This is a genomic window from Mesorhizobium sp. WSM4821, from assembly GCF_055901555.1.
The window spans coordinates 2,014,726-2,039,728 of sequence record NZ_CM148371.1 but is presented as its reverse complement, the minus strand read 5'-3'; the positions used below and the strand labels follow the sequence as shown (position 1 = coordinate 2,039,728).

The following is a 25,003-nucleotide window of genomic DNA, read 5'->3' as shown; positions in this document are numbered from 1 at the left end:
CGACATCCATAAGACAAGAACTTAAATGGCGCACATGCTTGGGCGCAGTCGACAATCACATGTCGGGCGCGGCGTTGGCCTGCCTGGTGACCATGAACGCCTCGCGGATCGCCTCTTCCATGCCGTCGATGGCCTCGCCGGAAGCGTTCGGATTGCGGCGCAGCACCACGTTCGAGGAATCGATGTCGCCGAACCCGTCGGCGGCCGTAAGTTCGCGGCAGCCAGCCGGGATGTTGCTGCGCGAGATCGGCGCGATCGCCAGCCCGGAGGTGACGGCGAGCCGCAGGCCGCCATTGGTGTCGCTGGTATAGGCGACGCGATAGGCGAGACCGCGCTGTTCCAGCGACTTGATCGCGAAATCCTTGCACCAGCCGGCACGATTGTAGAGCGCGATCGGCACCGGCCGCTCCTCATGCATGTGGTGCAGTTCCGACGTCACCCATACGGTCGGGTCATGCATCAGCACTTCACCGCCGGACAGGTCCTGCCATTCGAACACCACCGCCAGGTCGAGCGCGTCGGCAGCGAGCGCCGCGATCTGTGCACCGGAATGCGCGTAGCGGACGGTGATGTCGACCTGAGGATGGCGCTTGGCGAAGGCGCCGAGTGCGCGCGACAGGATCGCATGGCCATATTCCTCCGGAATGCCGATGCGAACCGGCCCGCCAAGCGGCGCCGCGACCATCGATGCCGCCGTCTCGTCCAGCAGCGAAACGATCCGGCGGGCGTTGACGATGAGTTCGCCGCCGCGACGCGTCAGCGCCACGCCGCGCGAGCCGCGTTCGAACAGGCTGTCGCCGACCACATCTTCGAGCTTCTTCATTTGCATCGAAACCGCCGACTGGGTCCGGCCGGCCTGCATCGCAGCCTTGGTGAAATTGCCGGCGTCGGCAACCGCGACGAAGGTGCGCAGCAGGTCGCTGTCGAGCGTGGGCTTCATGTATCCGCCATAAGGAAATCTGATTGCTGGTATCATTCCAATTCGTTTGCAACATGTCAAACGGCGGATAATAGTTGCTTCACCCATTGGATATGCGGCTGCGAAATCGGCCGCGGACCAATCAAAAGTCCTCACTCGTACCCGCTGCCCGAAACGGTGGCGGGTTCTTTTTGATGCATGTCGCCCAAAAGTGCGCAGCGGTTTTGGGACAACGACATGCACAAAGCAAAATTAAACGCGGACCCGGTTCGGGCCGTATACGCAGGGAGCCCGTTCAACGACATGCAGAACCGGATCGTCCTCGGCATGGCAAGCCTTTGCCTCGGCGTTCTGGTGTTCTCGCTCCAGGATCCGCTGATCAAGGCCGTATCGGGCACTTATCCGGTGACCGAGGTGATGGCGATCCGCTCCATCGTCGCCCTGCCTATTCTTCTCGTGCTCGTTCATGCCGATGTCGGGCTCAGGGCGATCTTCTCGAGGCGATTTCGCATGCTGACGATGCGCGCCTTCATCCTGTTCACCTCCTACACGGTCTACTATCTGGCGATCGCCGCCCTGCCGCTTGCCGACGCGGTGGCGCTCTATTTCATGGCGCCGCTATTCATCATGGCGCTTGCCGGTCCTTATCTCGGCGAACGGGTGGCGTGGCAGACGCTGGTCACCGTCATGGTCGGGATGCTCGGCGTGCTGGTGATGCTGCGGCCTGGTGCCGGGCTGTTCGACTGGGCGGCGCTGCTGTCGCTGGCCTCGGCGGTGCTCTACGGTTTTTCGCAATTGATGGCCCGCAAGATTGGTGACACTGAATCGTCCACGGTCATGGCGTTCTATCAAAACGGCGTCTACCTCTTCGGCGCGGCAGTGGTCGCCGGCCTGTTCTGGCTGGCGGGAATAGCTCACGCCACACATCCGAGCCTGGAGTTCCTGGTCAGGCCGTGGATCTGGCCGACGCCGATCGATTTCCTGAAGATGGCAGCCTGCGGCTTCGTCGCTTCGGCCGGAATGGTACTGTTGTCGCAGGCCTATCGGCTGGCGCCCGCCAACAGCGTCGCCACCTTCGAATACACCGGCATCATCTGGTCGCCGCTATGGGGTTTCCTGTTCTTTGCCGAAGTGCCGCGATCGACCACCGTCATCGGCGCGGCTCTTATCGTCGGTGCCGGTCTGTTCGCGCTCAACAGCAGCCGGCGCCGGAGCAGCGGTCCGGCAATCCAAGCGACCTGCGATCCCGCCTGACCGCGGTCAGGCCTTCTTCACGCGAAACAGGCGAGCGCCCGTTCGACGCGCGCACGGATTTCGGCCAGCGTGAACGGTTTCTGCACGACGTCCAGAATGACGCCGTTCAATTCCTCGGCGCGCTCGCGCTGGTCGGCGTAGCCGGTCATCAGCAATATCTTCGTCGCCGGGAAAAGGCGTACCGCCGCCTTGGCCATCTCGATGCCGTCCATTTCCGGCATGCGAATATCGGAGACGACAAGGTCGTAGCCGCCTTGCGCCGCGCGGATCAGGGCAAGCCCTTGCGCGCCGTCGGCGGCGATGTCGATCAGATGCCCGGCGCGTTCGAGCGCGCGGGCGGCGAGGGTGCGGACGGACTCATCGTCCTCGACGATCAGGAGCTTTGCCATAGAAGAATGTTTGGCGGGGAAAAGTTGACTTTTCCTGAACCGCCAACGGCATCGAAGATAAATCTAGGCGTCGCCCTTGACGATGCCGACGAAGGGCAGTTCGCGAAAGGCGTGGGCGACATCCATGCCATAGCCGACGACGAAATAGTCGGGGCAGTCGAAGCCGACATAGTCGGCGTTGAGCGCTGTCTGGCGGCGCATGCGCTTGTCGAGCAGCACGGCGACGGCGCAGCTTTTGGCGCCGCGCGACAGCATCAGGTCCCGGGTGAAGGACAGCGTCTTGCCGGATTCGAGAATGTCGTCGATCAACAGCACGTCGCGGCCGGCGACCTCATTGTCGATGTCGCGCAGCACCCTCACCTCGCCGCTGGTGGTGCCGGCGCCATAGCTCGAGATGAAGATGAACTCGACCTCGGGCGACAGGCCGACATCGTGCATGGCGCGGATGAGATCGGCGGCGAAGATGAACGATCCTTTCAACACCGAAATCACCAGAAGGTCCTGATAGTCGTGCCCGGCTATCTCCTTGGCGAGCTCCAGATTGCGGCGCGCAATCGCCGATGCTGAAAACAGAACTTCTATATCCTTGCCGCGCACGACTGGCATTGGCAGCCTTTCCAAAAATGTTCGCCCTAGTTGGCGAAAGTGACCGAAACGGCCCTCACTCCGTTTCTAGGCACCTGGAGCCGGCTGGAAAAGCCGAATCTTTCGCCGGGCGCCAGCGGACGGCTGGATGCTGCCAGCGTGTAGCGGGTGATGCGTCCATCCTTGCCGGTGACCCGGATCTCCAGCGGCGGCAGTGGCGATGGGCCGGTGCCGTCGTTCGCGGCCTCGCCGTCTACGAACAGGGCAGGTGTCGATCCGGACGCATCGACACGCGAGGTGACACCTGAAATGCTGAGTGCATCGCCCGTTTCCGGTGCAGCCAGAAGAAACGGCACCTGGCGCACCAGCGCATGCCCACCCGAAACCCAGAAGGCTGCAAAGGCGGCACCGAGGCCGGCGATCCAGAAGACCGGCCCGCCGCGCGATGCTCGCGGCCGTTCCATCGCGGCTTCGGGTTTGCGCAGCATGTCCATGCCTTCGATCGATGGCGTGGCGATCACGCGCGAAAGCGGCGGTGAAGGGTCGATGCCGGCGATGAAGCGCGGCAGCACCTGGTAGTCGGCATCGACAATGTCATCGGCTGGAGCACGCATGATGCGTTCCGGTGCGGCAGCCGCATCGGTCATGATTTCGCCGGAAATCGGGCGCGCGGTTCGATCCTCAGCCATACGGCCCAGCACTACAGCACCTGTTCGCTCTTCGTATCTTTTGCGTAAACGGAAATGGTTAACGCTTCCCCACCGGAGCCCTTGTGACGCGCCCAAAAAACCTCGAAATTAACCGCCGGTTAACCATGCGGGCCGATGGTCTTTACTCAGAGAAGGCTGGCTCGTCGCCACCGCAAGTTTCAGGTCGTCGAACGTGATCCGCTTCGAAAATGTCGGCCTCCGCTATGGCATGGGTCCGGAAATCCTCCGCGACATCTCCTTGCATATACCGGAGCGCTCCTTCCAGTTCCTGAGCGGCCCTTCGGGCGCAGGCAAGACGACGCTTTTGCGGCTATTGTTCATGTCGCTCAAACCGACGCGCGGACTGATCACCATCTTCGGCAAGGACCGCTCGCGCATCTCGCGCACGGAACTGCCGCATCTGAGGCGTCGCATCGGCGTGGTCTTCCAGGATTTTCGCCTGCTCGACCACATGACGACCTATGAGAATGTGGCTTTGCCGCTGCGCGTGCGCGGGCGCGAGGAAGCAAGCTACCGCACCGACGTGACCGAGTTGCTGAAATGGGTCGGCCTCGGTGAGCGCATGCATGTGCTGCCGCCGGTGCTGTCGGGTGGCGAGAAGCAGCGCGCCGCGATCGCCAGGGCGCTGATCGAGCAGCCCGAGATCCTGCTTGCCGACGAGCCGACCGGCAATGTCGATCCACCGCTGGCGCGACGCCTGTTGCGGCTGTTCATCGAACTCAACCGGCTGGGCACCGCGGTCGTGATTGCAACGCACGACCTCGGTCTGATGGAACAGGTCGACGCACGACGCATGATCCTGGCTGGCGGAAGGCTGGACATCTATGACTGACCTTTCCGTTGACCACGTCGAAGACCAACACGCCGAGCAGGCTCGGCCGACACAGCGCGTGCAGCGCAAGATGGCGCCGATCGTGCCGGCGCAGAACATCGCCGGCCGGGCGCTGGTCCTGGTCATAGCCATCATGACCTTCCTCTCCTGTCTGACCTTCGGCGCGGTGACGCTGGTGCGCGACACCGCCTCGGTCTGGGAGAATCAGATCTCGCGCGAGGCGACGATCCAGATCAAGCCGGTTGACGGCCTCGACATGGAGGCGGCACTTGCCCAGGCCTCGCAGATCGCCAGTGAGTTTCCCGGCGTCAAGGCTACCCGGATCGTCGACCGCGGCGCCACGGCGCGGCTTTTGGAGCCTTGGCTGGGTTCGGGTCTCAACATCGACGACCTCCCGGTGCCGCGTCTGGTCATCGTCACCATAGATGAGAACAGCCCGCCCGATTTTGCGGCGATGCGCGCCGCGATCACGCCGAAACTGCCCAGCGCAGCACTTGACGACCATCGCACCTGGGTCGACCGGCTGGTGGCCATGGCCCGCACCACGGTGACCATCGGCGTAGCCGTGCTGGCGCTGATGCTGTCGGCAACCGTGCTGACCGTGGTGTTCGCAACGCGCGGCGCCATGGCCGGCAACGGCCACATTATCGAGGTGCTGCATTTCGTCGGCGCCGAAGCGCGTTTCATCGCGCGCGAATTCCGCCAGCATTTTCTGGTCACCGGAATGAAGGGCGCGGCCGCCGGAGGTGCGGCGGCGGTGCTCGTCTTCATCGTCTTCTCATGGTGGTCGTCGCGCAACATGGCGACGCCGCAGGCCGATCAGGCAACCGCCCTGTTCGGCAATTTCGCCATCGGCTCGGCCGGCTATTTCGGCGTCGTCCTGATGGTGCTGGTTATCGGTGCGCTGACGGCGGCAACCTCCCATGTCACTGTGGTCACCTATCTCAGCGACATCGATGTCCGCCAACCGGACGCGGGGTGATCACGGATAGAGAATTAGCGTAACGCAATTTGTGCTTTGTCACCTACTAAACGCCGTATTTCGGGGTTAACGATAAAGATGATGGACGCGCCCGACTCGACCGGAACGGCTGGACAGTTGCCCTTGGTGATTGCGCGTTCCCGCGAGCACACCAGGTCCAGCCGATTGGTCGGCGTGTTGCGCATCTCCGCTCTCTTTCTGCTCGTGCTGGCAACGTTGTTTGCCGGCGGTTTCGGCTGGTTCGCCAACACCGTCAGTCATCTCACGACGCCCGCCAATCCGGCAAAGGCCGATGCCATCATCGTGCTGACCGGCGGCCACTCGCGTCTCGACGCCGCTATGGGCCTGCTTGCGTCCGGCAAGGGCGAGCGACTGCTGATCAGCGGCGTGCATCCTTCCGCAAGCCGCCGCCAGCTTCAGGTCGCGACCCGCGGCGACAAGAGATTATTTTCCTGCTGCGTCGACATCGACCGCGCCGCGCTCGACACGATCGGCAATGCGGAGGAAAGCGCCAAATGGGTGGAGGACCACGCCTATGGCACCGTGATCCTTGTCACCAACAATTATCACATGCCGCGAAGCCTGCTGGAAATGGGGCGGCTGCTGCGCAACGCCAAGCTCGAGCCCTACCCGGTGGTCAACAGCAATCTTGGCAATGGCGGCTGGCTGATCAAGCCCAGGGCCTTGCGCGTGCTGTTTACCGAATACAACAAATATCTGCTGGCGCTGGCGCGCGGCATCGTGCCGGTGAAGCCAACGCCAACCGGCATCGCGCTCGCCGAAATTTCGACAGCCGAAGACTGAGCAGCCCGCGCTTCGTGCCTCATCCGCGCAGGCGCGCGATCTCCTGTTCGAGCCGTTCGATGCGCTTATCTCGCTCGGCCAGCGCCGCCGCCACGTCGGCCGCTTCGAAGCGCTGTGGAATGTGCTGCGGGCAATTGGAATCCCAGGCCGAAACCGTGAACAGGATGATTTGCTCCGGGCGCGCCTTGTAGCCTTCCGGTATCAGCTTCGCCATCAGTTCGGCATCGTCCTCGACGACGCGCGCGCTGCCCCAGATCTTGATGCGCTGCCGGTGGGCATAGTCGATCAGGAACAGGAAAGCACGGGGGTTGTCGTCGAGATTGCCCTGGGTGATGAATTGCCTGTTGCCGGAGAAATCCGTGAAGCCGATCGTCCGCTCGTCGAGCACCTTGAGAAAGCCGGCCGGCCCGCCGCGATGTTGGATGTAGGGCTGCCCGTCGCCATTGGCCGTCGACAGGAAGACGCTGGTCTGCGTCCCGATGAAGGCGGCGAGGCCGGGCGTGATGTCAGCTTGCCAGCCGCCGCGCGCCTCGACGCGGGCATAGGCCTCGCGTGAGCCCTTGCGGGCCTGGATCGCCTTGACGGTTGGAGTAAAGGCGACATCGCTGGTGAAGACGTGAGCATTCATGGAAAGGCTCCTTCAAAGGCCGAGTTCCGTCAGAGAGGGATGGTCGTCCGGACGCCGGCCGAGCGGCCAATGATATTTGCGGTCGGCCTCGCGGATCGGCAGGTCATTGATGCTGGCGATGCGCAGGCGCATCAATCCATATTCGTCGAACTCCCAGTTCTCGTTGCCGTAGCTGCGAAACCAAGAGCCGCTGTCGTCGTGCCATTCATAAGCGAAGCGCACGGCGATACGATTGTCGCGAAAGGCCCAGACCTCCTTGATGAGCCGGTAGTCGCGTTCGCGATCCCATTTGCGTGTCAGGAAAGCCTGGATGGCCTCGCGGCCTTGCAGGAACTCGGCCCGGTTGCGCCAGCGGCTGTCGATTGTGTACGCAAGCGCGACCCGAACCGGATCACGGGAATTCCAGGCATCCTCCGCCATGCGTGCCTTCTGTGCGGCGGTCTCGCCGGTGAATGGCGGGAGCGGCGGGCGGCTTTCAGGCATGGGAACTCCTTGCGAGAGGCATCGGCTGCGACGCAGCAGGCGCCGCCTCCGTGGATGCGTATAAAGCGACAAGGGGCATCGGCATTTCCTTCTGATCGATCGGCTTCGCCACCAGACATGGCCCCTTCCATCTTTCGGACGTAGATGGCATATTCGCAATTAATCCTTCCATTTTTTGAGAGAATCATGGATCGCCTCGAGGCCATGTCGCTTTTCGCCGCCGCGGTGGAGGCCGGCAGCCTTTCGGCCGCCGGACGCCGTTTCGGCATCCCGCTTGCAACGGTCAGCCGCAAGGTCTCGGACCTGGAGCGGCATCTGAAGACGCGTCTCTTGAACCGCTCGACGCGGCAGCTGACGCTGACCGACGCGGGTCACGCCTACCTCGCTGCCTGTTATCGCATCCTCGACGAGGTCGGCGAGGCCGAGCGGACCGCCGCTGGCGAATACAGCATCCCGACGGGCGAACTGATCATCACCGCACCGATCGTCTTTGGCCGCCTGCATGTGCTGCCGGTCGTCACCGGCTTCCTCGCAGCCTACCCCGACGTGGCCATCCGCCTGATGCTCGCGGACAGGATAACCCAATTGACCGAGGAGCATATCGATCTCGCTGTCCGCATCGGCGAGCTTCCCGACTCGAGCCTGGTGGCCGCCCGCATCGGTTCGATCCGGCGCGTTGTTTGCGCGAGCCCGGCCTATCTGGCCAAGCACGGCACGCCGGAGACCCCGAGAGACCTCGCGGCACACAGCTGCATCACCTTCGAGGGGCTCACCGTTCCCGCCGCATGGACTTTTGCCACGGGCAAGAGCGAATTCGCTGTTCCGATCCGCTCACGGCTTCGGGTCAACACCGCGGAAGCGGCGATCGATGCCGCGGTTGCCGGTGTCGGAATGACGAGGGTGCTTTCCTATCAGATCACGGCTGCGGTGCGGTCGGGCACACTCTGTGCTGTGCTGGAGGCGTTTGAGCCACAGCCATGGCCGGTCAGTCTCGTGCATGCCGGCCAAGGCCTGCTGCCGGTGAAACTGCGTGCGTTCCTCGATTTCGCCGCCCCACGCCTGAAGAAGCGGCTGGTGCAAGCGACGTGGCAGGCCTGACGAACGGATAGCGGGTTCATCAAGTCGGATCGATCTCGAGCCGTTTCCTTTTTGCCCGCGCTTGGTGTAACCAACGCACACCTCCTCACCGGGCTCTTCCTGCATGCTTTATATCCGCTCGCTGGCGTTCAACTTCGTCTTCTACGTCAATCTGATCGTCCAGATGATCCTCTGGACGCCGTACTATTTCCTGTCGCCGCGCCATCGGGCCTGGTTCGTGCCGAAATTCTGGTCGCGCACCTGCATGTGGCTTTACGACAAGATCGCCGGCACCCAAAGCGAGATCACCGGCCAGGAGAACCTGCCCGAGGGTTCCTTCATCCTGGCGCCGAAGCACCAGTCCTTCTGGGATGCGATCGCCTTCTTCCCCTTCCTGCAGGATCCGCTCTACATCCTGAAGCGGGAATTGACCTGGATCCCGTTCTTCGGCTGGTACATCCTGAAGATGCGGATGATCCCGGTCGACCGCGGCAGCCGCTCGAAGGCGCTGAAAGCGGTGGTCGCCGCGACCAGGCAGGAGCTGGCGCGCAATCCCCGCCAGCTGATCATCTATCCCGAGGGCACGCGCCGGGCGCCGGGCGACGAGCCGGCCTATAAATACGGCATCGTCGAGATCTATGCGCAGCTTGGGGTCCCGGTGGTGCCTGTCGCCCATGTCGCCGGCCTCTACTGGCCACGCCGGAAATTCCTCCGCTATCCGGGCACGATCAAGGCCCGCTTCCTGCCACCGATCCCACCGGGCCTCGGCAAGGAGGAATTCATGGAACGGCTGATCGGCAAGACGGAGGCCGCCTGCGACCAGCTGCTCGTGGAGGCGTCCCGTGCGCCGAACCCGCCGCCCATGCCGCCGACGGCGGTGAAGCGGCTGAGCGAATTGGCCTCCGATACCCCAGCCTGAGACGCCTGTCGGGACCGGCACTATCCCCTAAGAGACCACAGCCAGCGCCGTCGTCAAAACAAGTATCGCCGCGAACGTCAGATTGATGATTCGCGAAGCCAGCGGCTTGCGCAGGAAGCGCGCAAACGCTGCCCCGGCGAGAAGCCACAGGGCATGGATGGCGACGATCATCAAGGCAAGGACCGCCAGCTTGAGCCCCGCGTCGAGCTCACCGGTGGATGACGTGCCGGCGAATACGGCGGCAATCGCCACATAGGCTTTTGGGTTCGCCACGGCCAGAAGAAACCCGCCCAGGAACGTGGGAAGCACTGTCCCGCTGGTACGCGCTGCCGGAGGCGGAGCCGTTGCTATCTTGAAGGCGAGGTAGAGGATGTAGGCTGCGGACGCCACAGCCAGGAGCGGTGTGAGCTTCGGCACGGAAGCAAGCATGGCCGCAATGCCCGTGGCCACGACAAGAAGCACGGCGACCGTGCCAAAAACGATGCCCGAGGCGTAGCGGAGCGAATCGCGCAGACCGAAGGCGGCGCCAACGGCGGTCACACTTATCGTCGCCGGCCCCGGACTGCCCATGACGACCGCCGACGCCAGGATGAGCGTCAGCAATTGCTGCCATAGATCCGGATGGGAAAAGACCTGTTCGGCCATCTGTATACCAGTATCCAGACGCGATGCGACCGATGGTATGGCAGGCCAAAGCGGGACGTCTTGAACGATCGTGCGCGGGCACTCGGCGCGGGCCGTGCGCGATCCTTGGCTGCTGTTTGAGCAAGCCGCCGCCGCTTCTACGCACTCGCGCTGTCGAGCTCGGCGATGTCGTCCGCATTGAGCTTCAGCGATGCGGCGCGGACGAGGCTGTCGACCTGGTCCAGCGTCGTGGCGCTGGCGATCGGCGCCGTGACGCCGGGCCGCGCGATCACCCAGGCGAGCGCCACTTCCGCCTGCTTGGCCGAGTGACGCGCCGACACGGCGTCGAGTGCTGCCAGGATGCGAATGCCGCGCGCATTGAGGTAGTCCTTCGCGTCGTCGCCACGCTCGCTTTTGCCGAGATCGGCTTCGCTGCGGTACTTGCCGCTCAAAAATCCCTTGGCGAGGCTGAAATAGGTGATGACGCCGATATCCTCGGCCATGCACAGATCGCGGAGCGGCCCATCGAACGAGGCGCGATCGTAGAGATTGTATTCCGGCTGCAGCACCGCATAGCGCGGCAGGCCGCGCAGGCTTGCCACATCGAGCGCGGCGCGCAACTGGCCGGCATCGAGATTGGAGGCGCCGACGTGGCGGATCTTGCCCTTGGCGAGCAGCGTCTGGTAGGCGCCAAGCGTTTCCTCGTAGGGGGTGGCCGGGTCCGGCCAGTGCGACAGATAGAGATCGACGACGTCGGTCTGCAGCCGCCTCAGCGATGCATCGATGGCCTTTTCGATATAGGCGGCGGAGAGATCTTTCCTGCCCTGCCCCATGTCCGACCCGACCTTGGTGATAACCACGACTTCGTTGCGGTTGCCACGGCTCTTCATCCATTTGCCGATGATGGTTTCGGATTCGCCGCCTTTGTTGCCGGGCACCCACCGCGAATAGGAATCGGCGGTGTCGATGGCGTTGAGGCCGGCGCCGACGAAGCGGTCGAGCAGGTTGAAAGAGGTTTTCTCGTCGGCGGTCCAGCCGAAGACGTTGCCGCCCAGGACCAGCGGCGCGATGGACAGGTCGGTTTGACCGAGACGACGCTTCTGCAAGATTGATCTCCGTGGCATGGGAAGGATCGGGCGAACGGCCCGTGACGGGTTTAACCTAAGGCGCGCCGCATCGACGTCAAAGTGCCAGCCGCCTTTTCCATTGACCACGCTTCACAAAGACGCAACCCACCGCGCCCAGTGCCGTTATCTACCGGCTCTGGCGCCGATATTCGCCAGGCGGCAGTCCGACCACGCGGTTGAAAAGCCGGCTGAATGAGGCCGTATCCCCGTATCCGACCTGGTAACATATTTCCGAAATACCAAGCTTGGTGCTTTCTAGAAGCGTCTTTGCGGCCTCAAGGCGCCGGTCTTGAATCCATCGGCCGGGAGTGGTGTGCAATTCATCGGAAAACCGGCGCGCCAGCGTTCGCGGAGACAGACCGAGTTGCGCTCCGAGGAACGCAAGGTCGAGCGTCCTGAGTTGTCGTCTGGACAAGGCTTCGAGCCGGTCGCGGAACGGCTCTTGCGAAGGCAGCAAATCGGTGAGCGGGAATTCATAGGGCGTCTGGATCTGACGCGACGGTGGCAGCACCAGCAGTTTGCGAACCAGGCGCTCCTCCTTGGCGAAGCCAAGGTCCCGCAGAAGCGCCTTGCCGAGTTCCAGACCTGAAAAACCGCCGCCGCAAGTGTAGATCCGCCCGTCTCCGATCAGCACACGCGAAGCGTCCCAACGTACCTCCGGAAAGCGGCGCTGGGCATCGGCCTTCAGCCACCAGGAGATCGTTGCGCGCTTTTGGTCGAGAAGACCGGCATCCGCCAGGAAGTAACCGGCCCCGCAATGCGCGGCGATGATAGCGCCGTCGCGCTGCGCGCTTGCGACAAGCGGCGCGGCATGGCGGCTCTCTTCCTCCAGAGCCGCAACAAGCTCGGGGATTTGCATGCCGGGCATGGCCAGCAGGACCAGCAGGTCCATGCGCTGCGAGGGTTCGCGCCTGGTGTGAAAGGAAATTCCAGACGTCGTCGCGGCGTCGGCCTGCCGCGCCACGAATTCGAAGGAAATCGCCGGCGCGCCGCGAATGGTGTTCACCAGCTCGAACATTTCGACAAGTGTCGCGGCGACGGCCGAATAGAAGGTCGACGGCAGCCAGATCACGGCGTGGACGGGATGATTGTCCAAGATGCCTCCTTTGAACAGCTATGGCAAGTTTAGCATATAGATTGTCAAATCTGCCAATTCCGACTTTTGCCAGCGATCTTAGGCTCCGCGACACCGATGCAAACGACGGTGCTGCAATCTGGTGACGTCCAGGCTTGCTTCCCCCGGATCGCCCGTTACTGGAGACCGACATGAAAGCAATTGTATTCGACGCAATCGGCGCGCCGCGGGACGTGCTTTATCTGCACGACATGCCCATGCCGCGAATTGGCGACGGCCAAGTGCTGCTCAGGATGGTCTCCGCCTCGGTCAATCCTGGCGACTTCCTGTTCATCCAGAACCTCTATCCCGAACCGAAGAAGCCACATTTTCCCCGGCAGATAGCCGGAAACCATGGCGCCGGCATTGTCGAGGCCGTGGGCGCGAACGTCGTTTTGGAACCGGGCACGCTTGTCGCATTCAGCTACTACAACAGCTGGGCCGAATATGCGGCGGTTCCGGCCGAATGGCTGATTCCGCTTCCCGCTGACTATCCGGTCGAACGCGCCGGGCAGATGGTGAACCCCATCACCGCCTGGGATCTGCTTGCGGATTCCCGTGTGCAGCCTGGCCAGTGGCTGGCCGTCACGGCCGGCTATTCATCGGTTTCGACGATGGTAATGCAGTTCGCCCAACGGCGCGGCATCAAGGTGATCGCGCTGGTGCGACGCTCTCCCGACAGGCTGGACCTGAAGGCGCTTGGCGCCACCGCCATCCTTGATCTGTCGGGCTTAAAGGTCGGCATCAGGGAAGCGGTCATGGACATGACCGGCGGCGCAGGGCTGAACGGGATCATCGATAATGTCGGCGGCCCCGCCAGTGGCGAATTGATCCGCACCCTCGCGATGGGCGGGCAGGTGATCATCAATGGCGGCATGAGCACCGAGCGTTTCGAACTGCACAATTTCGACGTGCTGCTGAGCGGCGTCGAGATCAGGGCAAATATCTACCGCTACTTCTTTTCGCCGCCTGTCGAAGCCGACCGGCCAGTGTTGCGCGAGATTGTCGACATCTTCGGCCAACCGGATTTCCATGTCCCTGTCGGCGGCATCCATCCGCTGACGGAGTCCGAGCTCGCTGTTACAAACAGCCTGGATCGTGCTGATCTCGGAAAGCAGGTTTTCAGAATGTAGCCCGGGCCATCATCGAGAACCGAAAGCCAAACGTGAGAACCGGTTCTCGCTTGAGATCATGGTCAAAACAACGAAAGAAGATTACGACCCGATCCGTTCCGCCACCTCTTCCAGCCAGTGGTCGCGGATTCCCAGTGCCTCGAGGTGCTCCAGCGTGCTGGAGACGTAATCCTCGTTCTTTCCGGACTGGCCGACGGCGCCGCGAACGACGGTCGCCGCATCGGCCGCATCGAGCGCGCCGGCATATTGCTCGTGGCTACGGTCGACCACATAGGCGACCGCCGAAACCGTCTCGCCCCCGTCCGTCTTGCCCCTGCCGTTCTCACCCCCGCCCTCGTCCAGGCGAATGCTAAGCATGCGCTCGACATAGACATTGGTGACCAGTTCACGCTCGCGCAGATAGGTAATGACCTCGTTGCGCAGATCGCCGGGGACGCGGAAAGCCAGCCCGATGCAGGAGCCGCCACGGTCGAGGCCGAGCACCAGGCCAGGCCGCTCGCGCGTGCCGCGGTGCACGAAAGAGTAGACGCACAGCGACCGGCGGTAGCCGTGCAGGCGGGCGCGGCGCGTCTCGACATGCGCGAATCCGGGCCGCCAGATCAGCGAACCGTAGCCAAAAACCCAAAAATCGCCCATATCGCCAAGCCTGGTTGCAACACCGCCACCGGAATCGGTGTTTTTTCAATCCATCTCCGTCTACCTGATGTTGCCGGAAACGACATCTGCAACACGCGCTAATGAGAGCCACAGCATGACGTCGAGTGACGAGCGCCCGCCGAATTTCCTCCGCCGCCTCTCCTGGCTCGGCGCTTTCGTCGTCGTGCCGTTCGGCCTCTACAGCGCCGGCTGGTTCTACCTGGCAGACAAGGTCAAGAACGAGGCCGACAAAACGGTGGCCGAGCTCAACGGCAATGGCATCCAGGCGGACTGCGCCAACCTCACGGTCAGCGGCTATCCGCTGAGCTTCGCCATTTCCTGCGACAGTCTGGCTTATCAGGACGACACCAGGAACGTCGCCGCCTCGCTCGGCAGCCTCAGCGCAGCCACGCATGTCACCCAAATCCTGTCGCCTGGCGCCGACCTGCGCGGGCCGCTCAGGGCCTCCGTTCCGGGGATGGCGCTGCTGTGGATCGACTGGGACACGCTGCGAGCGAATGTGAAACTGTCCTGGCCGCTGCCCCGGCGCGTTTCGCTTGAGGCGGAGGGCCTGTCCGGCCAGACCGATCCGACGGACGGTACAGACCCGGTCGAGCTGTTCAGCGCAGGGACGGCGGCCGGACAACTGCGGCCGAATGGCCAGGACATCGACTATGCCGGGAGTTTTACCGATCTCGAAATCGATCCGCGGGCGATCGATGGCCGCTTGCTGCCGCCGCTCGACGGCGGCGGCGATGTGACGCTGAAGAACGGCGTGGCGCTGATCAAGACGCAGCCAAGGAGCCTGCGCGGCCAGGCGATCGATATCGGCAAGCTCGATCTGTCGTCGGGAACCGCGCGCATCACCGTTTCCGGCCCGGTGTCGGTCGATGCCGACGGGCTTATCGACGCCGACCTGATGATCAAAATCAGCGACCCGAAAGCCGTGGCGGCAATCCTCGTCAAGGCCATTCCCGAGCAGAAGAGCCAGATCAAGACCGGTTTTGCCGGATTGGCGCTGCTTGGCAACGAACCGTCGATGCCCCTGAAGATCGTCAAGGGCAAGACCTCGCTCGGTTTCATCCCGCTGGGCAAGATCAGCCCGGTCGATTAGACCATGATCCCGAACCGAAGGTCAGTGAAGCAAAAAGTGGGACCCAGTTTTTGCGTCGCTGACCTTTGGTTCGGAAAAAGAACATGATCAAACAGGAAGATAGATGAACAGCCCGGTGAAGCTCCTCAGTGTTGGCGCGCTGACGCTCGATACGATCCTTGGCGTCGACACGCTTCCGACACGTCAGGGCAAGTTCATCGCGTCCGACGGCGTACAGATCGCCTCGGGCATGGCTTCGAGCGCAGCCTGCGCCGCACGCCGCCTCGGCGCCGACGTATCGCTGTGGGCGAGCGCGGGGGACGACCCAGTCGGCGATCAGCTGGTCGCCGGGATCGAGGCCGAGGGCGTCGATTGCAGCCTTGTCCGGCGCGTCACCGGTGCGCGGTCGGCGCTGTCGGCCATCTTGGTCGATACTCATGGCGAGCGCATCATCGTTCCCTTCTACGACAGGCGGGCACAGGCCGACCCCGAGGCGCTGCCTGTCCGCGACCTGTCGGTATTCGATGCCGTCATGGTCGACGTGCGCTGGCCGGGCGCCGCGGCTCTGGCCCTTGCTGCGGCGCGCGCAATCGGCCGTCCGGCCATACTGGATGCCGACACCGCGCCACGCGACGTGCTGGAACGCCTGTTTCCGCTGGCCTCGCACATCGTCGCATCGGAGCCGGCGGCGCTCATCCTCTGCGGCGAGGAGCAAACCCCGCAAAAGGCCTGTGAAACGCTGGCCAGACGCACCGATGCGTTCGTCGCCGTGACGGGCGGCGCGGCGGGAAGCTGGTGGTTCGACCGCTCGGTGGGGTCCGTGCGCCATGTCGCAGCGCCAGGCATCAAGGCCGTGGATACGCTTGCCGCCGGCGACGTGTTTCACGGCGCCTTCGCCGTCGGACTGGCGGAAGCCATGCCGATCGAACTGGCATTGCGCTTTGCCAGCGCCGCCGCCGCGCTCAAATGCCTGCGCTTCGGCGGCAGGCTCGGCGCACCGGACAGGGCCGAGACGCTGGCGATGATGGCGGCACACTGGCCGGCCTGAGACTGGCCGGTCTGAGAGAGCCTACCCCTTTACAGGGTGCTCGACTGCCTGCCGGCCAAAGTCCGGCGCGTCGATGTCCTGGCCGGCCTCGATGATCGAGCGGCGGACGGCGCGGGTGCGGGTGAACAGGTCGAACAGCTTTTCGCCGTCGCCCCAGCGGATCGCCCGCTGCAGCGACGCCAGATCTTCCGAGAACCGCGCCAGCATCTCGAGGATGGCATCCTTGTTGTGCAGGCAGACATCCCGCCACATGGTCGGGTCGGAGGCGGCAAGGCGGGTGAAGTCGCGAAAGCCGGAGGCCGAATATTTGATGACTTCGGACTTGGTCACCGACTGCAGATCGTCGGCGGTGCCGACGATGTTGTAGGCGATGATGTGCGGCAGATGCGAGACGATGGCCAGCGTCATGTCGTGATGCTGGGGATCCATCGTGTCGATGTTGGAGCCGCAGCGGCGCCAGAATTCCGAAAGCTTTTCCAAGGCTGCCGGATCGGTGCCGGGCAACGGCGTGAAGATGCACCAGCGGTTTTCGAACAGCTCGGCAAAGCCGGCGTCCGGGCCTGATTTTTCAGTGCCGGCCAACGGATGGCCGGGAATGAAATGCACGCCATCAGGCACATGCGGCCCAATCTGCGCGATGACCGACGCCTTGGTCGAACCGACATCGGTGAGAATGGCGCCCTGCTTCAGCGCCGGCGCGATTTCCTCGGCAACCTCGCCCGAAGAGCCGACCGGTACCGAGACGATGATCAGGTCGGCATCGCGGACCGCCTCTTTCGCGTCCATCGTGTAGGAGCAGCCTAGGCCGAGTTCGCTTGCCCGCGCCAGCGTCGTTTTGCTGCGCGTCGAGATGGCAACGTGGCGGGCAAGGCCTTCGCGACGGATGACGCGGGCCAGCGACGAGCCGATGAGGCCGATGCCGACCAGCGCGATCTTTTCGAACATCGGTGATGTCATTGCTTCAGCTTTTCAAAAATGTCGTGAGGGCGGCTACAACGCCGCGATTGGCCTCTTCGGTGCCGATGCTCATGCGCAGTGCATTCGGGAAGCCGTAGCCGGAAACGCGCCGCAATATGTAGCCGCGCGCGGCGAGGTAATTGTCCGCAGCTTCAGCCGAATGTTTTTTGTCCTCGGGAAAGTGGATGAGGACGAAATTGCCGACGCTCGGCGTCACCCGCAGCCCGAGCCTGGTCAATTCCTCGCTCACCCATGGCAGCCAGGTCTCGTTATGCGCCACGCTGCGCTCGACATGGGCACGGTCGCGGATCGCGGCAATGCCGGCCTCGATCGCCGTCGCGTTGACGTTGAAGGGACCGCGCACACGGTTGATCGCGTCGATGACATGCATCGGCGCGTACATCCAGCCGACCCGCGCGCCTCCCAAGCCGAGCTTGGAGAAGGTGCGGGTCATGACCACGTTTTCCGCGCCAGCCACAAGTTCGACGCCAGCTTCATAGTCGTTGCGGCGGACATATTCGGCATAGGCAGCATCCAGCACCAGAAGCACATTCCGGGGCAGGCCGGCATGCAGGCGGCGCACCTCCTGGAACGGCAGATAGGTACCAGTCGGGTTGTTGGGATTGGCGAGGAAAATGATCCTGGTGCGCGGTGTCACGGCGGCGAGGATCGCGTCGACGTCGGCCCGCTCATTGGTTTCCTTGACCGACACCGGAACGGCACCTGCCGACTGAATGTAGATCTTGTAGACCATGAAGCCGTGTTCGGTGATGACGGCTTCATCGCCGGGCGCGAGATAGGTCTGCGCAAGCAGGCCCAGAATCTCGTCGGAACCATTGGAACAGATGATGTTCGCCGGATTGAGGCCATGCACCTCGGCGATCGCCTCCCTAAGGCGCCTGGCGGTGCCGTCGGGATAGATGTCGAGCCTGGCAGCGACGTCGCGCGCGGCCTCTATGGCCTTCGGCGAGGGGCCGAGAGGGTTCTCGTTCGACGACAATTTGTGGACCTTGGCGACACCGGCCGGCGCCGTGCTTTTGCCCGGCACATAGGCTTCGATGTCCATGATCCCCGCGCGGGGCGTTGGACGTGCCTGATCCGATGCCTGGTTCATATTGCAAAAATCCGTCGAGAACGCTTCCACCCAGGAAGCCGCAGCGGAAATACAAGCCGCGGCCTGGAATGTCGAGAGGCGGCAATCATGGGTGAGCGGCTGGCCGTTGACGCCGGGGCGCGCCGGTCCTAGAAGAGAGGCGAAATCCCGTGGTGATTTGGCCGGTCGGCTTGCAGCCACGTTAAACAACTCGCTAAAGGGCCGTTTGCATCCTGTAACCGGCTTTGCGAAGGCAATGCCGGTTTTTTATTGTCCGCAACCGGCCGGACAATTGCATCGGCCCGAAAATCGGTTCTGATTTTCGGAAAGCGCGATGGGTTAGTGTAAGAGGGACGCGATGGTCGCGCTGCGCGCTAAAAGAACCAACAACGAGGCCGACGAGCCGTCGAGCCCGGTGTTGCGTTTCGGTGCCGACAAGCCGCTCAAGCTCGACGCCGGCACGCTGTTGTCGCCGTTTCAGATCGCCTACAAGACCTACGGCACGCTCAACGAAGCCCGCTCCAACGCGATCCTCGTCTGCCATGCGCTGACCGGCGACCAGCATGTCGCCAGCACCAATCCGGTGACCGGCAAGCCGGGCTGGTGGGAAGTGCTGATCGGCCCCGGCAGGATCATCGACACCAACCGCTTCTTCGTCATCTGCTCCAACGTTATCGGCGGCTGCCTCGGCTCCACCGGCCCCGCCTCGACCAACCCCGCCACCGGCAAGCCTTACGGGCTCGACCTGCCGATCATCACTATCCGCGACATGGTTCGGGCGCAGTTGATGCTGGTCGACCATTTCGGCATCGACAAACTATTCTCGGTGCTCGGCGGGTCGATGGGCGGCATGCAGGTGCTGCAGTGGGCGTCGAGCTATCCGGAGCGCGTTTTCTCGGCGTTGCCGATCGCCACCGGCGCGCGCCATTCCTCGCAGAACATCGCTTTCCATGAGGTCGGCCGGCAAGCGGTGATGGCTGATCCGGACTGGCATGGCGGCAAATATTTCGAGCATGGCAAGCGCCCGGAAAAAGGACTGGCGGTGGCGCGCATGGCCGCTCACATCACCTATCTGTCGGAGGCGGCCTTGCACCGGAAATTCGGCCGCAACCTTCAGGACCGTGAAGCGCTCACCTTCGGTTTCGACGCGGATTTCCAGATCGAAAGTTATCTGCGCCATCAGGGCATGACCTTCGTCGACCGTTTCGACGCCAATTCCTATCTCTACATGACCAGGGCAATGGACTATTTCGACCTCGCCGCCGACCATGGCGGACGGCTGGCCGACGCCTTCGCCGGCAACAAGACCCGTTTTTGCCTGGTCTCCTTCACTAGCGACTGGCTGTTCCCGACCGAGGAGAGCCGCTCGGTCGTTCACGCGCTGAACGCGGCCGGCGCCTCGGTATCCTTCGTCGAGATCGAGACCGATCGCGGCCACGACGCCTTCCTGCTCGACGAGCCGGAGCTGTTTGCCGCCATCAACGGCTTCATCGCCTCGGCGGCCCGCGCCAGGGGGCTCAGCGCATGATCTCGAAAGGGCGCAGGCGTTCCGGATCGGCATCATGCGCCAGGCATCAGCGCATGACCCCGAAAAGTTGCAGACTTTTCGGATCGGGATCATGCGCAGCGGAAGAGGCACGACCATGAGTGTCAACCATGCCCAGCGCGTCGACCTCGAAGTCGTCGCCGATCTCATCCCGGCGCAGTCGCGGGTGCTCGACGTCGGCTCCGGCGACGGGCTGCTGCTCGAATTGCTGCAGGCAACGAAGCAGGTCGACGGCCGCGGGATGGAACTGTCGCAGCGCGGCGTCAACGAATGCGTGGCGCGCGGCCTGTCGGTCATCCAGGGCGACGCCGACAAGGACCTCGAATTCTATCCCGACAAGGGTTTTGATTTCGTCGTTCTCTCGCAGACCTTGCAGGCGACCCGCAACCCAAAGCTGGTGCTCGACGAGTTGCTCAGGATCGGCAAGCACGCCATCGTCTCCTTCCCCAATTTCGGCCACTGGCGGGTGCGCCTCTCGCTGTTTCTCGACGGGCGCATGCCGGTAACCAAGGACCTGCCCTATTCCTGGTACGACACGCCCAACATCCATTTCTGCACCATCCGCGATTTCGTCAATCTCTGCGACGAGCTCGGCGCAACGGTGGAAAAGGCAACCGCGCTCGACGCCAACGGCCAGAAGATCGGCCTCTCGATGCCGTGGTGGTTCTGGAATTTCTTTGGCCAGCAAGCGGTGTTCCTGCTGAGGCGTTAGGAATTGCTCGGGCCGATCCTTCCTCACTCAAGAACGTCGGTGGCCTTGTGCGGATGCCTGACGCCGTCGACGAAGAACACATCGGACCGGGAATTGTCGGTACGCAGCGGCAATATCTCCTGATAGGCGGGCGAGTGGTACCATCCGCGCGCCTGCTGCAAGTCTGGAAACTCGATGATGACGAGATGCCCCGGCCAGATGTTTTCAACCACGTCCACCTCGCTGCCATGGACAATGAATCGCCCGTCAAACGGCTCCAGCGTGGCATCGATCTTCTGCAGGTATTCGACAATTTGCGGCCCCGGCGCAACCTGGTGCATATGGGCGACGGCATAAGCGGTCATGGCTGCGCTCCCTGGTGGTTTCGAAGCCGAACTACCGGCTTGATGGAAGCAGTCTGCCGAGACGTTGCGCAGTGGTCGATTACCCCTGAGGTAATAACAATGAATACAAGAACCGCCCCGACTTCCCGGCACTATGTTACCGGTCAAGCTCCGGAAAATAGGGATCGGAAAAGAACCGCCGGTCGCGCTCGCCTTGCAAACAGTCGACCGGTGCTGCCGCATCGATCCGGGTCGTCCCGGGATTGGCCCCGGGATTGGTCAACGGATCGGCAACACCGCTGACCTCGAGCACCAGCTTGCGGCGTATGGCGGTCACGAATTCGGACGCGGCATAGACCGGCAGCACGAAGGAGCCGGGCCCGCCGGTAACGCACTGGGCATAATATTGGTCGAGATGGCTGAAGCTGGGCGACGGGCTGATCAGGATCGGCAGGCCGTTGATGACGATGTCGTTTGCCACCGCGGCGTCGCGCGTCGTGGTGACGGGCATCCCGATATTGTTGGGGCCGTCGCCTGAGATGTCTATGACGCGGCGTTTGCTCTCGAAAGCGGTTCCATCGAAAAGCTCCGCGCCGAAGGCGAGCGCACCGGAAATCGAGGTGCCGCGAAAACTCCTGAACGGGCGGGCTTCGATCTTGTCGGCGAAAGCGTCGGCGCTTCCTGCACCGTCGACGACCTGCCAGGCAATGACAGCATCGTCGCGGACAGTGCCAGCCCATTCGAAATAGGCGAGCGCAATGCGGCCGGTCGCACCCGAACGCACCGCGTTGATGAAGTCGGGGTGGCGCAGCGCCTCGACATAACCGGCGCGCTGCAGGGCGAATTCCCTTTCGTCCATCGAGTGCGAAATGTCGACCGCCAGCACCAATTCGACATCCACGGCAATGGTGTCGGCGGGCGCGGCCAGCGGTGCTGCCTGGGCGCAGGCAAGGCAGGCAAGCAGGCCAATGCATGTCGCCCAAAAGTGCGCAGCGGTTTTGGGGTAACGACATGCATAGAAACAAGACTTAAAGCGTCGCATGAATCCTTCAATGGGACGCGCTTTAAGCGCGTCAAGCATGGTCTAACGCCGCGGACGTCCGAACGATAAGGCAATCTTTCGCTGCGATCACGGCGAAATAAAGCTTGGCTGCGTATGACCGCTATTCCTCTTGATAGGCTGGGGCGAGGGCCGGGGGTGGCTCGATCGCGCCGGCCTTGACACGGACTGGCTTGAGAGCGGGTCGGTCGACGTCTTTCACGATCGTCAATGAGCGCGGAAAGAATTCAATGTTGTGCTGGCCACGGCCGATATTGAGGATCGCGGCGCCGGCAAGACGCGCCTTCAGCATCGACAGCACCCGCCTCAGCGTCGCACCGTCGAACGTATCCAGAGCCTCGTCGATAATCACCCATTTCGGCCGCCGCAAGGCGAGCCGGGCAAAGGCAAGCAGACGTTGCTCGTCTACGCCCAGTTCACGCTCCCAGCGCGCGGAGCGGTCGAGCGAGGACGACAGGCGCTCGAGACCGACCTCGGCAAGCAGCGCTGAGATCTCGGCATCGTCCGCCGTCCTGTCGGCATGGTTGAGCACCTCGCGCAGCGTGCCTAGCGGGAAATAGGGGGTGCGCGGAACGAAGGCGAGCACCGCTCCGGCCGGCATGCCGATACGCCCGCTTCCCCACGGCCACAGACCGGCAAGGGCGCGAAAGAGCAGCGTCTTGCCGGCGCGCGGCTCTCCCGTGATCATGACGCGCTCGCCGGCGCGGATTTCGACATGCGGCTCGGCAAGTTTCGTGCACCCATCCGGCGACGCAACCTCGAGCGCCTCGAATGTCAGGCTGTCGTTTGGGTTCTCGCCGAACGCGATGCGCCTTTCGGTGTGGTGAAGTACGTCGGTTTCGCCAAGCGCAATGCGGAAGTCGGCGACCCGCATCAGCGTGGCCCGCCAATCGGCGATGCCGCCGATATTGTTGATGAACCAGCGCAGCGACGAGTGGACCTGGTTGAAGGCGCCGACCGCCATCATCAGCCCGCCGAAGCTGATATCGCCGGCGAAATAGACCGGCGCCGCGACCAGGATCGGCGCAACGACAGTGATCCAGCCATAGGTATCGGTCACCCAGGCAAGATTGATTTGCGCGCTGTAGATGCGCCGCATGGCGCCGAGCAGGCTTCCAAGGTCGAACTCAAGCCGTCGTTTCGCGTCAGCCTCGCCATGCGCAAGCGCGATGGCATCGACATTCTCGTTGACGCGGACCACCGAGGACCGCAGCTCCGCTTCACGCGTATAGCGGTCGTTGTTGAAGCGGATGAGCGGCCGTCCGACCAGCCAGCTCAGCCAGGAGGCGGTTCCGGCATAAAGGATCGCGGCCCAAACCATATAGCCCGGAATGGCCAGGGAATAGCCGCCGACATGGAAAACGAAGCCCGAAGACAGCGACCACAGGACGCCGACGAAGGAAACGAGCAGAATGAGCGACTGCAACAGCCCGATGCCGAGACCGGTAGAAAGATCGGAGAGATGCCCGGCATCCTGCTGCATGCGCTGGTCGGGGTTGACGCCGATGGCCCCGGCATTGGCGAGCCGGAAGGCACGGCTCGGCCGCATCCATTCGTCGATCAGGTCGAGCGTCAGCGCCTCACGCAGCTTCAACCGGATCATCTGATCGAGCCAGGTCTGGCCGATATTGAGCACCAAGAGCCCGCCGGCTATTACCGCAAAGACAACAAGCTGATGCAGGAAGCCTTGCATGTCGCGGCGTGCGATTGCGTCGTAGAAAGGCTGATTCCAGCGGTTGAGCAGGATCTGTCCGATCGAGGTCGCCACAATGACGGCCATGATGCCTATCGACATCCACAGCAGCGTCTTGCGAACCGGCGAGGTGGTCAGCGCCAGGCGGATTGTCGCCAGCTGGTCGCGCAGGCTGCTGGCCTCGGCCGACGCGGCACCTGGCCGTGTGTCGGCCTTGTCGTCCGGATGATCAGCCATGAGTGAGATCCTTACATTCGGAAGCGGCGCCGGTCACAGCATTGATGGCTCACGCCTTCAACCAGGACCCTGCGTCTACAGTCTACAGATAGGCAGATAGGACCAGAAAAAGCACGGGAGGCAAGGGGCACCCCCTGTCACGAACGCGTCACTCGGCCAGCCGGCGACGTTGCGTTCCCAGCCTGGACAGCCGACCGAGTCTCGTGGCGCCATGCGGCGAGAAAACCGGCACGAAGACGCGGCGGGAGGCGCGCTGGACGACCGGCACGCCCTGATAGAGCCGCTTCTGCGCCTCGACCACGATGACGCCGGAAAAGATCGGCCAGAACCTGCGGCCGGCGCGCTCAATCACATTGTGGAACCGCATCATGAAGCGGCGCCGCGATGGCGGGAAGAACAGGGCATCGGACCAGGCCGCGGGGGTGAAGTTTGCTTCGCGCAGCAGTTCGGTGAGCTGGCCGCGCGAGAACGGTCGGCCGCTGCCGAAAGGCGTATGCTCGAAACGCGCCCAGACACCGCGCCGGTTCGGCACGACGATGACGACGCGGCCGGCGGGCGACAGCACCCGCCAGATCTCGTTCAGCGTCTCGCGCGGGTTCTCGGCATGTTCGAGCGAGTGGACGAGCAGCATGCGGTCGATGGAGGCATCGACCAGCGGCAATTCCTCATCGAAGACCAGCGCGGTCGCGGTCGGCCCCGTGGCCGGCCAGACCACCGCGCCCTGCGTCGCCGGCATGAAGGCAAAGACGCGCTCCGCGTCGGTGCCGAACCGCTCCAGCCACGGCAAGGTGTAACCGAGGCCGACCAGCCGCTCATTGGGCACGACAGCCCATATCGAGGACAACGCCATGGTGATCGAGCGTTCGGCCAGTCGCCCGAGCGTGGTCGAATAGAAGGAGCGGAGATCGACGATATCGGAATGCATGCGCGCGACGGTATCTTCGATGCTGCTCAAGTTCAACAAAGGCGGATGACATCCGCAGGCAAGCGCCCTATGTCTGCGGCGACAAGGGGCCGACGAAGGA

The 25,003-nt window shown here is 63.2% G+C and carries 26 protein-coding genes, 1 pseudogene and 1 riboswitch; of the genes and pseudogenes, 11 read left to right on the top strand and 16 right to left on the bottom strand.

What is annotated here, in order from left to right; genetic code table 11:
* Window positions 1–55: 55 nt before the first annotated feature.
* Window positions 56–940 (bottom strand): LysR substrate-binding domain-containing protein, encoded by an 885-nt coding sequence (locus tag AC0NID_RS09800; RefSeq protein WP_473457661.1) that lies wholly within the window; start codon window positions 938–940, stop codon window positions 56–58.
* Between the two features lie 282 nt (window positions 941–1,222).
* Here AC0NID_RS09800 and AC0NID_RS09795 point away from each other — a divergent pair, with 282 nt between their 5' ends.
* Window positions 1,223–2,173: a DMT family transporter gene (locus tag AC0NID_RS09795; RefSeq protein ID WP_473457662.1), complete on the top strand. Its 951-nt coding sequence runs from the start codon at window positions 1,223–1,225 to the stop codon at window positions 2,171–2,173.
* 17 nt (window positions 2,174–2,190) lie between these two features.
* Here AC0NID_RS09795 and AC0NID_RS09790 read toward each other — a convergent pair whose 3' ends face one another.
* From AC0NID_RS09790 to AC0NID_RS09780, 3 genes are all read right to left on the bottom strand, one after another.
* On the bottom strand, window positions 2,191–2,562 hold the full coding sequence (locus AC0NID_RS09790) for a response regulator (RefSeq protein WP_145720100.1): 372 nt from the start codon (window positions 2,560–2,562) through the stop codon (window positions 2,191–2,193).
* Window positions 2,563–2,625: 63 nt separating this feature from the next.
* The gene (gene hpt, locus AC0NID_RS09785; protein WP_473457664.1) at window positions 2,626–3,168 is read right to left on the bottom strand and encodes a hypoxanthine phosphoribosyltransferase; all 543 of its coding nucleotides are present in this window, start codon (window positions 3,166–3,168) and stop codon (window positions 2,626–2,628) included.
* Between the two features lie 26 nt (window positions 3,169–3,194).
* Window positions 3,195–3,794 carry a hypothetical protein gene (locus AC0NID_RS09780; RefSeq protein ID WP_473457666.1) on the bottom strand — a complete coding sequence of 200 codons (600 nt, stop codon included), beginning with the start codon at window positions 3,792–3,794 and terminating at the stop codon, window positions 3,195–3,197.
* Between the two features lie 235 nt (window positions 3,795–4,029).
* Between AC0NID_RS09780 and ftsE the strand changes: the two genes are divergently transcribed.
* From ftsE to AC0NID_RS09765, 3 genes are all read left to right on the top strand, one after another.
* Complete coding sequence (gene ftsE / locus AC0NID_RS09775; protein WP_010911739.1) at window positions 4,030–4,689, top strand: cell division ATP-binding protein FtsE; 660 nt, start codon at window positions 4,030–4,032, stop codon at window positions 4,687–4,689.
* On the top strand, window positions 4,682–5,671 hold the full coding sequence (locus AC0NID_RS09770; protein ID WP_473457668.1) for a cell division protein FtsX: 990 nt from the start codon (window positions 4,682–4,684) through the stop codon (window positions 5,669–5,671). Before ftsE ends, AC0NID_RS09770 begins: the two co-directional genes overlap by 8 nt.
* A gap of 78 nt (window positions 5,672–5,749) precedes the next feature.
* Window positions 5,750–6,475: a YdcF family protein gene (locus AC0NID_RS09765; protein ID WP_473457669.1), complete on the top strand. Its 726-nt coding sequence runs from the start codon at window positions 5,750–5,752 to the stop codon at window positions 6,473–6,475.
* A gap of 19 nt (window positions 6,476–6,494) precedes the next feature.
* Here AC0NID_RS09765 and AC0NID_RS09760 read toward each other — a convergent pair whose 3' ends face one another.
* Both AC0NID_RS09760 and AC0NID_RS09755 read right to left on the bottom strand, forming a co-directional pair.
* Window positions 6,495–7,103: a pyridoxamine 5'-phosphate oxidase family protein gene (locus AC0NID_RS09760; RefSeq protein ID WP_473457671.1), complete on the bottom strand. Its 609-nt coding sequence runs from the start codon at window positions 7,101–7,103 to the stop codon at window positions 6,495–6,497.
* Window positions 7,104–7,115: 12 nt separating this feature from the next.
* Window positions 7,116–7,586 carry a nuclear transport factor 2 family protein gene (locus AC0NID_RS09755; RefSeq protein ID WP_473457673.1) on the bottom strand — a complete coding sequence of 157 codons (471 nt, stop codon included), beginning with the start codon at window positions 7,584–7,586 and terminating at the stop codon, window positions 7,116–7,118.
* Window positions 7,587–7,772: 186 nt separating this feature from the next.
* Between AC0NID_RS09755 and AC0NID_RS09750 the strand changes: the two genes are divergently transcribed.
* Window positions 7,773–8,684 (top strand): LysR family transcriptional regulator, encoded by a 912-nt coding sequence (locus tag AC0NID_RS09750; protein WP_473457674.1) that lies wholly within the window; start codon window positions 7,773–7,775, stop codon window positions 8,682–8,684.
* A gap of 103 nt (window positions 8,685–8,787) precedes the next feature.
* Entirely contained in the window at window positions 8,788–9,582 is a 795-nt protein-coding gene (locus AC0NID_RS09745) for a lysophospholipid acyltransferase family protein (protein ID WP_473457675.1), read from the top strand.
* A gap of 27 nt (window positions 9,583–9,609) precedes the next feature.
* On the opposite strand, the gene AC0NID_RS09740 is transcribed toward AC0NID_RS09745, so the two are convergent.
* The 3 genes from AC0NID_RS09740 to AC0NID_RS09730 form a co-directional block, all read right to left on the bottom strand.
* The gene (locus AC0NID_RS09740; RefSeq protein WP_473457676.1) at window positions 9,610–10,227 is read right to left on the bottom strand and encodes a LysE family translocator; all 618 of its coding nucleotides are present in this window, start codon (window positions 10,225–10,227) and stop codon (window positions 9,610–9,612) included.
* Window positions 10,228–10,364: 137 nt separating this feature from the next.
* Window positions 10,365–11,312 carry an aldo/keto reductase gene (locus AC0NID_RS09735; RefSeq protein ID WP_473457677.1) on the bottom strand — a complete coding sequence of 316 codons (948 nt, stop codon included), beginning with the start codon at window positions 11,310–11,312 and terminating at the stop codon, window positions 10,365–10,367.
* Between the two features lie 148 nt (window positions 11,313–11,460).
* Window positions 11,461–12,429, bottom strand: a complete 969-nt coding sequence (locus tag AC0NID_RS09730; protein ID WP_473457678.1) for a GlxA family transcriptional regulator — start codon at window positions 12,427–12,429, stop codon at window positions 11,461–11,463.
* A gap of 170 nt (window positions 12,430–12,599) precedes the next feature.
* Here AC0NID_RS09730 and AC0NID_RS09725 point away from each other — a divergent pair, with 170 nt between their 5' ends.
* Entirely contained in the window at window positions 12,600–13,580 is a 981-nt protein-coding gene (locus AC0NID_RS09725; protein WP_473457679.1) for a quinone oxidoreductase family protein, read from the top strand.
* An 81-nt stretch (window positions 13,581–13,661) separates the two neighbouring features.
* Here AC0NID_RS09725 and AC0NID_RS09720 read toward each other — a convergent pair whose 3' ends face one another.
* Window positions 13,662–14,216, bottom strand: coding sequence for a gamma-glutamylcyclotransferase (locus AC0NID_RS09720; RefSeq protein WP_473457680.1), 555 nt, complete (start codon window positions 14,214–14,216; stop codon window positions 13,662–13,664).
* A gap of 115 nt (window positions 14,217–14,331) precedes the next feature.
* On the opposite strand from AC0NID_RS09720, the gene AC0NID_RS09715 reads away from it, so the two are divergent.
* On the top strand, window positions 14,332–15,330 hold the full coding sequence (locus AC0NID_RS09715) for a DUF2125 domain-containing protein (protein ID WP_473457681.1): 999 nt from the start codon (window positions 14,332–14,334) through the stop codon (window positions 15,328–15,330).
* A 103-nt stretch (window positions 15,331–15,433) separates the two neighbouring features.
* Window positions 15,434–16,357 carry a PfkB family carbohydrate kinase gene (locus tag AC0NID_RS09710; protein WP_473457682.1) on the top strand — a complete coding sequence of 308 codons (924 nt, stop codon included), beginning with the start codon at window positions 15,434–15,436 and terminating at the stop codon, window positions 16,355–16,357.
* A 21-nt stretch (window positions 16,358–16,378) separates the two neighbouring features.
* Here the strand turns inward: AC0NID_RS09710 and AC0NID_RS09705 are convergent, their stop codons facing one another.
* Window positions 16,379–17,314 (bottom strand): prephenate/arogenate dehydrogenase family protein, encoded by a 936-nt coding sequence (locus AC0NID_RS09705; RefSeq protein ID WP_473457683.1) that lies wholly within the window; start codon window positions 17,312–17,314, stop codon window positions 16,379–16,381.
* Window positions 17,315–17,318: 4 nt separating this feature from the next.
* The gene (hisC, locus tag AC0NID_RS09700; RefSeq protein WP_473457684.1) at window positions 17,319–18,428 is read right to left on the bottom strand and encodes a histidinol-phosphate transaminase; all 1,110 of its coding nucleotides are present in this window, start codon (window positions 18,426–18,428) and stop codon (window positions 17,319–17,321) included.
* Between the two features lie 139 nt (window positions 18,429–18,567).
* Window positions 18,568–18,645: riboswitch (SAM riboswitch) on the top strand.
* A gap of 120 nt (window positions 18,646–18,765) precedes the next feature.
* Here hisC and metX point away from each other — a divergent pair.
* The gene (gene metX / locus AC0NID_RS09695; RefSeq protein WP_473457685.1) at window positions 18,766–19,935 is read left to right on the top strand and encodes a homoserine O-acetyltransferase MetX; all 1,170 of its coding nucleotides are present in this window, start codon (window positions 18,766–18,768) and stop codon (window positions 19,933–19,935) included.
* A gap of 115 nt (window positions 19,936–20,050) precedes the next feature.
* A complete protein-coding gene (metW, locus tag AC0NID_RS09690; protein WP_126043736.1) occupies window positions 20,051–20,665 on the top strand; it encodes a methionine biosynthesis protein MetW in 615 nt (204 codons plus the stop codon).
* A 23-nt stretch (window positions 20,666–20,688) separates the two neighbouring features.
* Here the strand turns inward: metW and AC0NID_RS09685 are convergent, their stop codons facing one another.
* From AC0NID_RS09685 to AC0NID_RS09670, 4 genes and pseudogenes are all read right to left on the bottom strand, one after another.
* Complete coding sequence (locus tag AC0NID_RS09685) at window positions 20,689–21,009, bottom strand: DUF1330 domain-containing protein (protein ID WP_473457686.1); 321 nt, start codon at window positions 21,007–21,009, stop codon at window positions 20,689–20,691.
* Between the two features lie 136 nt (window positions 21,010–21,145).
* Window positions 21,146–22,030, bottom strand: a complete 885-nt coding sequence (locus AC0NID_RS09680; RefSeq protein WP_473457687.1) for a DUF1194 domain-containing protein — start codon at window positions 22,028–22,030, stop codon at window positions 21,146–21,148.
* Window positions 22,031–22,151: 121 nt separating this feature from the next.
* Window positions 22,152–23,978, bottom strand: a complete 1,827-nt coding sequence (locus AC0NID_RS09675; RefSeq protein WP_473457688.1) for an ABC transporter ATP-binding protein/permease — start codon at window positions 23,976–23,978, stop codon at window positions 22,152–22,154.
* Between the two features lie 137 nt (window positions 23,979–24,115).
* A pseudogene (locus tag AC0NID_RS09670) lies at window positions 24,116–24,903 on the bottom strand (class I SAM-dependent methyltransferase).
* Window positions 24,904–25,003 lie beyond the last annotated feature (100 nt).

Excerpts from the sequence above, each read along its gene's own strand:
- AC0NID_RS09750 (WP_473457674.1), top strand. The coding sequence starts at position 7,773 with ATGGATCGCCTCGAGGCCATGTCGCTTTTCGCCGCCGCGGTGGAGGCC.
- AC0NID_RS09755 (WP_473457673.1), bottom strand. The coding sequence starts at position 7,586 with ATGCCTGAAAGCCGCCCGCCGCTCCCGCCATTCACCGGCGAGACCGCC.
- AC0NID_RS09685 (WP_473457686.1), bottom strand. The coding sequence starts at position 21,009 with ATGACCGCTTATGCCGTCGCCCATATGCACCAGGTTGCGCCGGGGCCG.
- AC0NID_RS09745 (WP_473457675.1), top strand. The coding sequence starts at position 8,788 with ATGCTTTATATCCGCTCGCTGGCGTTCAACTTCGTCTTCTACGTCAAT.
- AC0NID_RS09710 (WP_473457682.1), top strand. The coding sequence starts at position 15,434 with ATGAACAGCCCGGTGAAGCTCCTCAGTGTTGGCGCGCTGACGCTCGAT.
- hpt (WP_473457664.1), bottom strand. The coding sequence starts at position 3,168 with ATGCCAGTCGTGCGCGGCAAGGATATAGAAGTTCTGTTTTCAGCATCG.
- AC0NID_RS09765 (WP_473457669.1), top strand. The coding sequence starts at position 5,750 with ATGATGGACGCGCCCGACTCGACCGGAACGGCTGGACAGTTGCCCTTG.
- AC0NID_RS09715 (WP_473457681.1), top strand. The coding sequence starts at position 14,332 with ATGACGTCGAGTGACGAGCGCCCGCCGAATTTCCTCCGCCGCCTCTCC.
- hisC (WP_473457684.1), bottom strand. The coding sequence starts at position 18,428 with ATGAACCAGGCATCGGATCAGGCACGTCCAACGCCCCGCGCGGGGATC.
- AC0NID_RS09680 (WP_473457687.1), bottom strand. The coding sequence starts at position 22,030 with ATGCGACGCTTTAAGTCTTGTTTCTATGCATGTCGTTACCCCAAAACC.
- AC0NID_RS09720 (WP_473457680.1), bottom strand. The coding sequence starts at position 14,216 with ATGGGCGATTTTTGGGTTTTTGGCTACGGTTCGCTGATCTGGCGGCCC.
- AC0NID_RS09705 (WP_473457683.1), bottom strand. The coding sequence starts at position 17,314 with ATGACATCACCGATGTTCGAAAAGATCGCGCTGGTCGGCATCGGCCTC.
- AC0NID_RS09780 (WP_473457666.1), bottom strand. The coding sequence starts at position 3,794 with ATGACCGATGCGGCTGCCGCACCGGAACGCATCATGCGTGCTCCAGCC.
- AC0NID_RS09800 (WP_473457661.1), bottom strand. The coding sequence starts at position 940 with ATGAAGCCCACGCTCGACAGCGACCTGCTGCGCACCTTCGTCGCGGTT.
- AC0NID_RS09675 (WP_473457688.1), bottom strand. The coding sequence starts at position 23,978 with ATGGCTGATCATCCGGACGACAAGGCCGACACACGGCCAGGTGCCGCG.
- AC0NID_RS09760 (WP_473457671.1), bottom strand. The coding sequence starts at position 7,103 with ATGAATGCTCACGTCTTCACCAGCGATGTCGCCTTTACTCCAACCGTC.
- AC0NID_RS09740 (WP_473457676.1), bottom strand. The coding sequence starts at position 10,227 with ATGGCCGAACAGGTCTTTTCCCATCCGGATCTATGGCAGCAATTGCTG.
- AC0NID_RS09790 (WP_145720100.1), bottom strand. The coding sequence starts at position 2,562 with ATGGCAAAGCTCCTGATCGTCGAGGACGATGAGTCCGTCCGCACCCTC.
- metW (WP_126043736.1), top strand. The coding sequence starts at position 20,051 with ATGAGTGTCAACCATGCCCAGCGCGTCGACCTCGAAGTCGTCGCCGAT.
- metX (WP_473457685.1), top strand. The coding sequence starts at position 18,766 with ATGGTCGCGCTGCGCGCTAAAAGAACCAACAACGAGGCCGACGAGCCG.
- AC0NID_RS09725 (WP_473457679.1), top strand. The coding sequence starts at position 12,600 with ATGAAAGCAATTGTATTCGACGCAATCGGCGCGCCGCGGGACGTGCTT.
- AC0NID_RS09770 (WP_473457668.1), top strand. The coding sequence starts at position 4,682 with ATGACTGACCTTTCCGTTGACCACGTCGAAGACCAACACGCCGAGCAG.
- AC0NID_RS09795 (WP_473457662.1), top strand. The coding sequence starts at position 1,223 with ATGCAGAACCGGATCGTCCTCGGCATGGCAAGCCTTTGCCTCGGCGTT.